The organism is Mycobacterium sp. NGS68, assembly GCF_059812195.1.
Genome location: NZ_JCALCE010000016.1, coordinates 147,087 through 155,099, shown reverse-complemented (window position 1 = coordinate 155,099; position 8,013 = coordinate 147,087). Strand labels below are relative to the sequence as shown.

Here is an 8,013-nt window from a genome sequence, read left to right as displayed (position 1 = left end):
CGCTCGCGGTCGCCAGGGACCGAAACGCGGGGTCCAGGCGGCGCACCGCGAACACGAACGTCAGCGCCAGAAAAGGGGCGATGCCGCCGTAGATGGCGGCGGGGGTGGCCATCTCGGCGCTGTTCAACAGCTGCGGGCTGAGCGCGACGCCCATCGCCACCACCGCATTGTGCAGCCCGATCTCCAGGCTGACGGCAATGGCCTGCGGCGGCGCGAGCCGCATCCAGCGCGGCGCCAGATAACCGACCGTCAGGCTGACGGCGCAGAACGTGACGACGGCGCCGCTGAGCACGCCGAAGTTGCTCCACAGGGCGTTCCGGCCGCCGGCCAGGGACGCGACGATGGCGACCACAACCAGCACGATGACGACGATTTTGACCGGCCGCTGCATGCGGCGGGCCAGCTCGGGATAGCGATGGCGGATCGCGATGCCGATCGCGGTCGGTATCAGCACCAGCGCAAACACCGCGACGAACTTGTCCAGCTGCAGTGGGATGAACTTGCCGTCGCCCAGAAACCAGGTCATCGCGGCTGCCAGGATCGCCGGCAGCGTGACGATCGACAGCACGGCGTTGATCGCGGTCAGCGTGAGATTCAGCGCCAGGTCCCCGTTGACCAGGTGGCTGATGATGTTTGCCATCGTCCCGCCGGGGGTCGCGGCCATCAGCATCAGCCCGATCGCCAGGTTCGGTGGGAGGTGGAACGCCTCGGCGATCAGCAGGCACAGGCCCGGGAGCAGCAGACACTGGCAGATCAGCGCGACCAGCAGCGGTTTACGCAGGTTGGCGGCCCGCTTGAAATCCTCGACCGTGAGCGTCAGCCCGAGCGCGAGCATGACGACGGCGACGACCAACGGGAAGTACTGGTTTTGCATAACGCTCCACGGTCGGCTGACTAGTTAGCTTGGCTTACCTGGGCGTAAGAAGTCTATTTGGCAGCCAGCCCCGCGGTCTTGCCCGCGAGCGTAACGTGGCTGCGATTTGAGGCCCGCGATCTCGCGGTGGGGTTACGCTCGCGAATCAGCGGCGGTTCGGTGGCCGTCCAAAATCAGGGTGAGCGAATCGCGGGCCGAGCACACCCCAATCACCAGCGACTAAAGTCGTCCGCGATGTCCTCTCAAATCCTCGACGAGCTCACCTGGCGCGGGCTGATAGCGCAGTCCACGGACCTCAAAGCGCTGGCCGCCGAGACGCAGCGCGCGCCGATCACGGTCTACGCCGGCTTCGACCCCACGGCGCCGAGCCTGCACGCCGGCAACCTGGTGACGCTGCTGGCGCTGAAGCGGTTTCAGCGTGCCGGTCACCGGCCCATCGTGCTCGCGGGCGGCGCCACGGGCATGATCGGCGATCCGCGTGAAGTCGGCGAGCGCACCCTGAACGAGGCCGACACCGTCGCCGAATGGACCGAGCGGATCCGTGGGCAGCTGGAGCGCTTCGTCGACTTTGACGACTCGCCGACCGGCGCGATCGTCGTCAACAACTTCGAGTGGACGCAGGCCATGTCGACCATCGAGTTCCTGCGCGACCTCGGCAAGCACTTCTCGGTCAACGTGATGCTGGACCGCGACATGGTCCGGCGCCGGCTGGAGGGCGACGGGATCTCCTACACCGAGTTCAGCTACATGCTGCTGCAGGCCAACGACTACCTCGAACTGCACCGGCGGCACGGCTGCGCGCTGCAGATCGGAGGTTCGGACCAGTGGGGCAACATCATCGCCGGTGTGCGCCTGGTCCGCCAGAAGACCGGCGCATCCGTCCACGCGCTCACCATTCCGCTCCTGACCGCCGCCGACGGCACCAAGTTCGGCAAGTCCACCGGCGGCGGCAGCCTGTGGCTGGACTCGCAGATGACCAGTCCGTACGCCTGGTATCAGCACTTCGTCAACACCGCCGACGCCGACGTCATCGGCTACCTGCGCTGGTTCACCTTCCTGACGGCCGACGAGCTGGCGGAGCTGGAGCAGGCGACCGCGGAGCGTCCGCAGCAGCGTGCGGCCCAGCGCCGGCTCGCCGCCGAGCTCACGACGCTGGTGCACGGCGAAGCGGCCACCGCGGCCGTCGAGCACGCCAGCCGGGCGCTGTTCGGGCAGGGTGAACTGGACCGCCTGGACGACGTGACGCTGGGCGCGGCGCTGCGCGAGACCACGGTCGCCGAGCTCAAGCCGGGGGAGCCCGACGGGATCGTCGACCTGCTGGTGGCCAGCGGCCTGTCCGAAAGCCGCAAGGCGGCGCGCCGCACGATCGGCGAGGGCGGCGTCTCGGTGAACAACGTGCGCATCGAGAACGAGGACTGGGCCCCCCAGCCGTCGGACTTCCTGCACGGCCAGTGGCTGGTGCTGCGCCGCGGCAAGCGCAACATCGCTGGGATCGAGCGGGTGGGCTGACATGGATAGGAACGAGAAATCCTGGTCGGGTCCGGGGCGGGCCCGACCGGTCCAGCCGAAGAGCGCTCCGGAGGCGCCCGACGCGCCGCCGATCCCGCCTGGCGTGGAAGCCAAGCAGCTGGCCCCTGAAATCTGGCGCGAGCTGAGCACCCTGGGCCGCTCCACCGCCGAGGCGGTGGCCTGCCATCTCGTCGCCGCGGGCGAGTTGCTCGACGACGACCCCGAGACCGCGTTGAGCCACGCGCGTGCGGCGCGCGCCCGCGCCAGCCGGCTCGCCGCGGTCCGCGAGGCCGTCGGGATCGCCGCGTACCACTGCGGCGACTGGTCCCAAGCGCTGGCCGAACTGCGCGCCGCCCGCCGGATGGGGAGCAAGTCGTCGCTGCTGGCGCTGATCGCCGATTGCGAGCGCGGCCTGGGCCGTCCGCAGCGGGCGATCGAACTGGCGCGCGGGCCGGAGGCGGAGCAGCTCAGCGGGGACGACGCCGACGAGTTGCGCATCGTCGCCGCCGGCGCCCGCGCCGATCTGGGCCAGCTCGAACAGGCGCTGACCGTGCTGTCCACGCCGCAGCTGGACCCGTCCCGCACCGGCACGACGGCCGCGCGGCTGTTCTACGCCTACGCCGACACGTTGCTCGCGCTCGGCCGCGAAGACGAAGCGCTGCAATGGTTCCTGCGCGCGGCGGGCGCGGACATCGACGGCGTCACCGACGCCGAGGAGCGGGTCAGCGAGCTCGGATGACTCTCGCGCAGGAATACGACTGCCTGCTGATCGACTTGGACGGCACGGTGTTTCGCGGCAAGCAGCCCACCGAGGGCGCCGTCGAGTCGCTCGACGAGGTGCCCGGCCGCGCGCTGTTCGTCACCAACAACGCGTCGCGCAGCGCCGGGGACGTCGCCACCCACTTGCGTGAACTCGGGTTCAGCGCCACCGACGACGACGTCGTCACCAGCGCCCAGAGCGCCGCGCACCTGCTGGCGGCGCAGCTGCCGAGCGGTTCGCGGGTGCTGATCGTGGGCACCGACGCGTTGGCCGACGAGGTCGCCAAGGCCGGGCTGCGTCCGGTGCGCAGTTTCGACGAACACCCCGACGCCGTCGCGCAGGGCCTGTCGCAGACCCTCGGGTGGCCCGAGCTCGCCGAGGCCGCGCTGGCGATCCGCGCCGGCGCGGTGTGGGTGGCGGCCAATGTCGACAAGACGCTGCCCACCGAACGCGGCCTGCTGCCCGGCAACGGTTCGCTGGTGGCCGCGCTGCGGGCCGCCACCGATGCGGAGCCCCAGGTGGCCGGCAAGCCGGGGCCGCAGCTGATGCGGGATGCGGTGGGCCGCGGCGACTTTCGCGCGCCGCTGGTGGTCGGCGACCGGCTGGACACCGACATCGAAGGCGCCAACGCCGCCGGGTTGCCCAGCCTGATGGTGCTCACCGGGGTCAACGATGCGCGGGATGCGGTCTACGCCGAGCCGAATCGGCGGCCCACCTTCATCGGTCACGACCTGCGGTGCCTGCACCAACAGGCCGACGCCCTCGAAATCGCCCCGCAGCCTTGCTGGCGGGTGGAGGTCGGCGACGGGTCGATCACGGTCAGCGCGGACGGCCACGACGACGACGGCGACGGCCTGTCGATCGTGCGTGCCGTCGCGGCCGCCGTCTGGGACGCGGACGGGACGCCGGACATCGAAGCCGGGGACGACCGCGCCCGGGACGCCCTGGGCCGGTGGTCGCTGATCTAGTGGGTGCTGTCCAGCGAAATGCATGCCGGGTCCAAGCCGGTAGCGTAGGAGCGCAATGAATATCGATCCTGATCAGATTCGCGCCGAAATTGAGGCGTTGATCACCGAACTGCCCGACCCGGCGAATCCGGCTGACCTGGAGAACGGGCCGTCGTTAGCTGAGCTCGAAGACATCGCGCGGCGCCTCTCCGAGGCGCACGACGTGCTGCTGCGGGCGCTGGAGTCGGCGGAGAAGGGCTGAGTGCGCGCATGCCTCGGCGTGCCCGCGTCGATGCCGAGCTGGTCCGACGCGGCCTGGCGCGCTCGCGTCAGCAGGCCGCGGAATTGATCGGCGCCGGCCGGGTGAGCATCGACGGCATGCCGGCGGTCAAGCCGGGCACCGCGGTCGCCGTCACCGCCGCCCTGACCGTCGCCGACGACGGGGAACGCACCTGGGTGTCGCGCGGGGCGCACAAGCTGATCGGCGCGCTGGACGCCTTCGGGCTTTCCGTCGACGGCCGGCGCTGCCTGGACGCCGGCGCCTCGACAGGCGGGTTCACCGAGGTCCTGCTGGACCGTGGGGCCGTCGAGGTGGTCGCCGCCGACGTCGGATACGGCCAGCTGGCCTGGTCGCTGCGCAGCGACCCGCGGGTCGTCGTCGTCGAGCGGACCAATGCCCGCGAGCTGACACCCGACGTGATCGGCGGCCAGGTGGACCTCGTGGTGGCGGACCTGTCGTTCATCTCGCTTGCCACCGTGTTGCCCGCGCTGGTTGGGTGCGCGTCGCCGACCGCGGATATCGTTCCCATGGTGAAGCCGCAGTTTGAGGTGGGCAAGGGCCAGGTCGGCCGCGGCGGGGTGGTGCACGACCCGCAGATGCGCGCCGCGTCGGTACTCGCGGTCGCCCGCCGCGCCGCGGGGCTGGGCTGGCACACCGTCGGCGTCACCGCCAGCCCGCTACCCGGGCCGTCGGGCAACGTCGAATACTTCCTGTGGCTGCGGGCCCAGACGGATCGGCCGCTGGCCGGTCAGGCGCTGGAGACCGCCGTTCACGACGCCGTCAGCGAGGGGCCGCAGTGAGCACCGAACGTACCATCCTGCTCGTCGTACACACCGGACGCGACGAGGCCACCGAAACCGCGCGGCGCGTCGAGAAAGTGCTGGGCGACAACGGAATTGAGTTGCGTGTGCTGTCCGCCGAGGCGGTCGACCGCGGGTCGCTGCACGTGGGGCCGGGCGATATGCGCGCGCTGGGCGTCGACATCGAGGTCGTCGATGCGGACCCGAAGGCCGCCGAGGGCTGCGAGCTGGTGATGGTGCTCGGTGGCGACGGCACCTTCCTGCGCGCCGCCGAACTGGCCCGCAACGCCGACATCCCGGTGTTGGGTGTCAACCTGGGCCGGATCGGCTTCCTGGCCGAGGCCGAGGCGGAGGCCATCGACCGGGTGCTCGATCACGTCGTCGCGCGCGACTACCGGGTGGAAGAACGGCTGACGCTCGACGTCGTCGTGCGGGTCGGCGGCGACATCATCGAGCAGGGCTGGGCGCTCAACGAGGCCAGCCTGGAAAAGGGGCCGCGGTTGGGCGTGCTCGGTGTCGTCATCGAAATCGACGGCCGTCCGGTGTCGACTTTCGGCTGCGACGGCGTGCTGGTGTCCACGCCGACCGGGTCCACCGCGTACGCCTTCTCCGCGGGCGGACCCGTGCTGTGGCCGGACCTGGAAGCGATCCTGGTGGTACCCAACAACGCTCACGCTTTGTTCGGCAGGCCGATGGTCACCAGTCCCGACGCCACCATCGCGATCGAGATCGAGTCGACGGGCCACGACGCCCTGGTGTTCTGCGACGGCCGGCGCGAAATGGTCATCCCGGCCGGCGCGCGGGTGGAGGTGACCCGCTGTGCCACGCCGGTGAAATGGGCCCGCCTGGACAGCGCGCCGTTTACCGACCGGTTGGTGCACAAGTTCCGGCTGCCGGTCACCGGGTGGCGCGGGAAGTAAATGCTGACCGAAATCCGCATCGAGTCGCTGGGCGCCATCAGCGTCGCGACGGCCGAGTTCGGCCGCGGCCTGACCGTGCTGACCGGTGAGACCGGCACCGGCAAGACCATGGTGGTGACCGGCCTGCACCTGCTGGGCGGCGCCCGCGCCGACGCCACCCGCGTGCGCTCCGGGTCCGACCGTGCCGTCGTCGAAGGACGTTTCACCACAACCGATCTCGACGACGCCGTGACCGCGCGGCTGGACGGGATCCTGGAGTCGTCGGGGTCGGAGCGCGACGAGGACGACAGCGTGATCGCGCTGCGCTCGGTCAGCCGCGACGGACCTTCGCGGGCCTATCTCGGCGGGCGCAGCGTCCCCGTCAAGTCGCTGAGCGGCTTCACCTCCGAGCTGCTGACCCTGCACGGGCAGAACGACCAGCTGCGGCTGATGCGGCCCGAGGAGCAGCGCGGGGCGCTGGATCGCTTCGCTGGGGCGGGGCCGTCGGTGGAGCGCTATCGCAAGCTGCGCGACGCCTGGCTGACGGCGCGGCGCGACCTCGCCGACCGCCGTGGCCGAGCCCGCGAACTCGCCCAGGAGGCGGACCGGCTGAAGTTCGCGCTCACCGAGATCGACGCCGTCGACCCGCAACCCGGCGAAGACGACGCGCTCGTCGCCGACATCGTCCGGCTCTCGGAACTGGACACACTGCGCGAGGCCGCGAACGTCGCGCGTCAGGCGCTGTCCGGCGCGCTGGACGACGCCGACGGCTCCGGCGCGGCGGACGGACTGGGGCGGGCGCAGTCCGCGCTGGAATCGACCGACGACGCGACGCTGCAGGCCCTGGCCGGGCAGCTGCGCGACGTCCTGACCGTCGTGGTCGACGTGGGCCGCGAACTCGGCGACTACCTGGAGTCGCTGCCGGCTGACGCCAGCACGCTGGAGGCCAAGCTGGGCCGTCAGGCCGAGCTGCGCACGCTGACCCGCAAGTACGCCGCCGACATCGACGGCGTGCTGCGCTGGGCCGCCGAGTCGCGCGAACGCCTGGCGCAGCTCGACGTCTCCGAGGAGGGGATAGCGGCGCTGGAGCGCCAGGTCGCCGAACTTGCTCGCGAATTGGCCCGCGCCGCAGACGATCTCAGCAAGATGCGGCGCAAGGCCGCCAAGAAGCTGGCCAAGGAGGTGACGGCGGAGCTGTCTGGGCTGGCGATGGGCGACGCCGAATTCACCATCGGCGTCAGCGTCGATCCGGCCGAACCGGAGGACCCCGTCGGGCTCACGCTGCCATCCGGCGAGTCGGCCCGGGCGGGCGGTGACGGCGTCGACGACGTCGAGTTCGGCTTCGCCGCCCACCGCGGCATGACGGTGCTACCGCTGGCCAAGAGCGCGTCCGGCGGTGAGCTGTCGCGCGTGATGCTGGCGCTGGAGGTCGTGCTGTCGGCGTCCGCGACCGGCACCACGATGGTGTTCGACGAGGTCGACGCCGGGGTTGGCGGCCGGGCCGCGGTGCAGATCGGCCGCCGGCTGGCGCGGCTGGCCCGCACCCACCAGGTCATCGTGGTGACCCACCTGCCGCAGGTCGCCGCGTACGCCGACGTGCACCTCGTGGTGCACAGCGCCGGGCCCAAGGGTGCGAGCGGGGTGCGCCGTCTCGAGAGTGACGACCGCGTGGCCGAGTTGGCCCGGATGATGGCCGGGCTCGGCGAGTCCGACAGCGGCCGCGCGCACGCCCGCGAGCTGCTCGACGGCGCGCAGAACGACCAGATCTAAGGCGGCGCGCCCGCCACGGGCGGGCAGCGGCGTCGAGCCTGCGGCCACGGCCACGCTCCGGGCAGTCTCACCAGAACAGCGATACGCAATCGCGGCCGACCTGTGACAGATGTGACGCTAGATAACTAATGAGACAGATGTTACGGCGCGCCTCCCGGCAGCTGCCGCGCTTCG

8 protein-coding genes are annotated in these 8,013 nt (G+C 71.1%); 7 read left to right on the top strand and 1 reads right to left on the bottom strand.

All coding sequences use genetic code 11. The annotated features are described in order from the left end of the window. A partial coding sequence (locus AC5Y5V_RS18835; RefSeq protein ID WP_499938340.1) for a bile acid:sodium symporter family protein occupies nt 1-874 on the bottom strand: 874 nt, incomplete at its 3' end. Between the two features lie 234 nt (nt 875-1,108). On the opposite strand from AC5Y5V_RS18835, the gene tyrS reads away from it, so the two are divergent. The 7 genes from tyrS to recN are packed head-to-tail and all read left to right on the top strand — an operon-like array spanning nt 1,109 to nt 7,839. After that, nucleotides 1,109-2,383 carry a tyrosine--tRNA ligase gene (tyrS, locus tag AC5Y5V_RS18830; protein ID WP_499938338.1) on the top strand — a complete coding sequence of 425 codons (1,275 nt, stop codon included), beginning with the start codon at nt 1,109-1,111 and terminating at the stop codon, nt 2,381-2,383. A 1-nt stretch (nt 2,384) separates the two neighbouring features. Further along, on the top strand, nt 2,385-3,122 hold the full coding sequence (locus tag AC5Y5V_RS18825) for a tetratricopeptide repeat protein (protein WP_499938334.1): 738 nt from the start codon (nt 2,385-2,387) through the stop codon (nt 3,120-3,122). Further along, the gene (locus AC5Y5V_RS18820; protein ID WP_499938331.1) at nt 3,119-4,111 is read left to right on the top strand and encodes an HAD-IIA family hydrolase; all 993 of its coding nucleotides are present in this window, start codon (nt 3,119-3,121) and stop codon (nt 4,109-4,111) included. Before AC5Y5V_RS18825 ends, AC5Y5V_RS18820 begins: the two co-directional genes overlap by 4 nt. 55 nt (nt 4,112-4,166) lie before the next feature. After that, nucleotides 4,167-4,352, top strand: coding sequence for a hypothetical protein (locus AC5Y5V_RS18815; protein WP_499938327.1), 186 nt, complete (start codon nt 4,167-4,169; stop codon nt 4,350-4,352). Between the two features lie 8 nt (nt 4,353-4,360). After that, nucleotides 4,361-5,170: a TlyA family RNA methyltransferase gene (locus tag AC5Y5V_RS18810; RefSeq protein WP_499938323.1), complete on the top strand. Its 810-nt coding sequence runs from the start codon at nt 4,361-4,363 to the stop codon at nt 5,168-5,170. Further along, nucleotides 5,167-6,090 carry an NAD kinase gene (locus AC5Y5V_RS18805; protein ID WP_499938321.1) on the top strand — a complete coding sequence of 308 codons (924 nt, stop codon included), beginning with the start codon at nt 5,167-5,169 and terminating at the stop codon, nt 6,088-6,090. The genes AC5Y5V_RS18810 and AC5Y5V_RS18805 overlap by 4 nt, the downstream gene beginning before the upstream one ends. Next, entirely contained in the window at nt 6,091-7,839 is a 1,749-nt protein-coding gene (recN, locus tag AC5Y5V_RS18800) for a DNA repair protein RecN (protein ID WP_499938318.1), read from the top strand. The last annotated feature ends 174 nt before the right edge of the window (nt 7,840-8,013 follow it).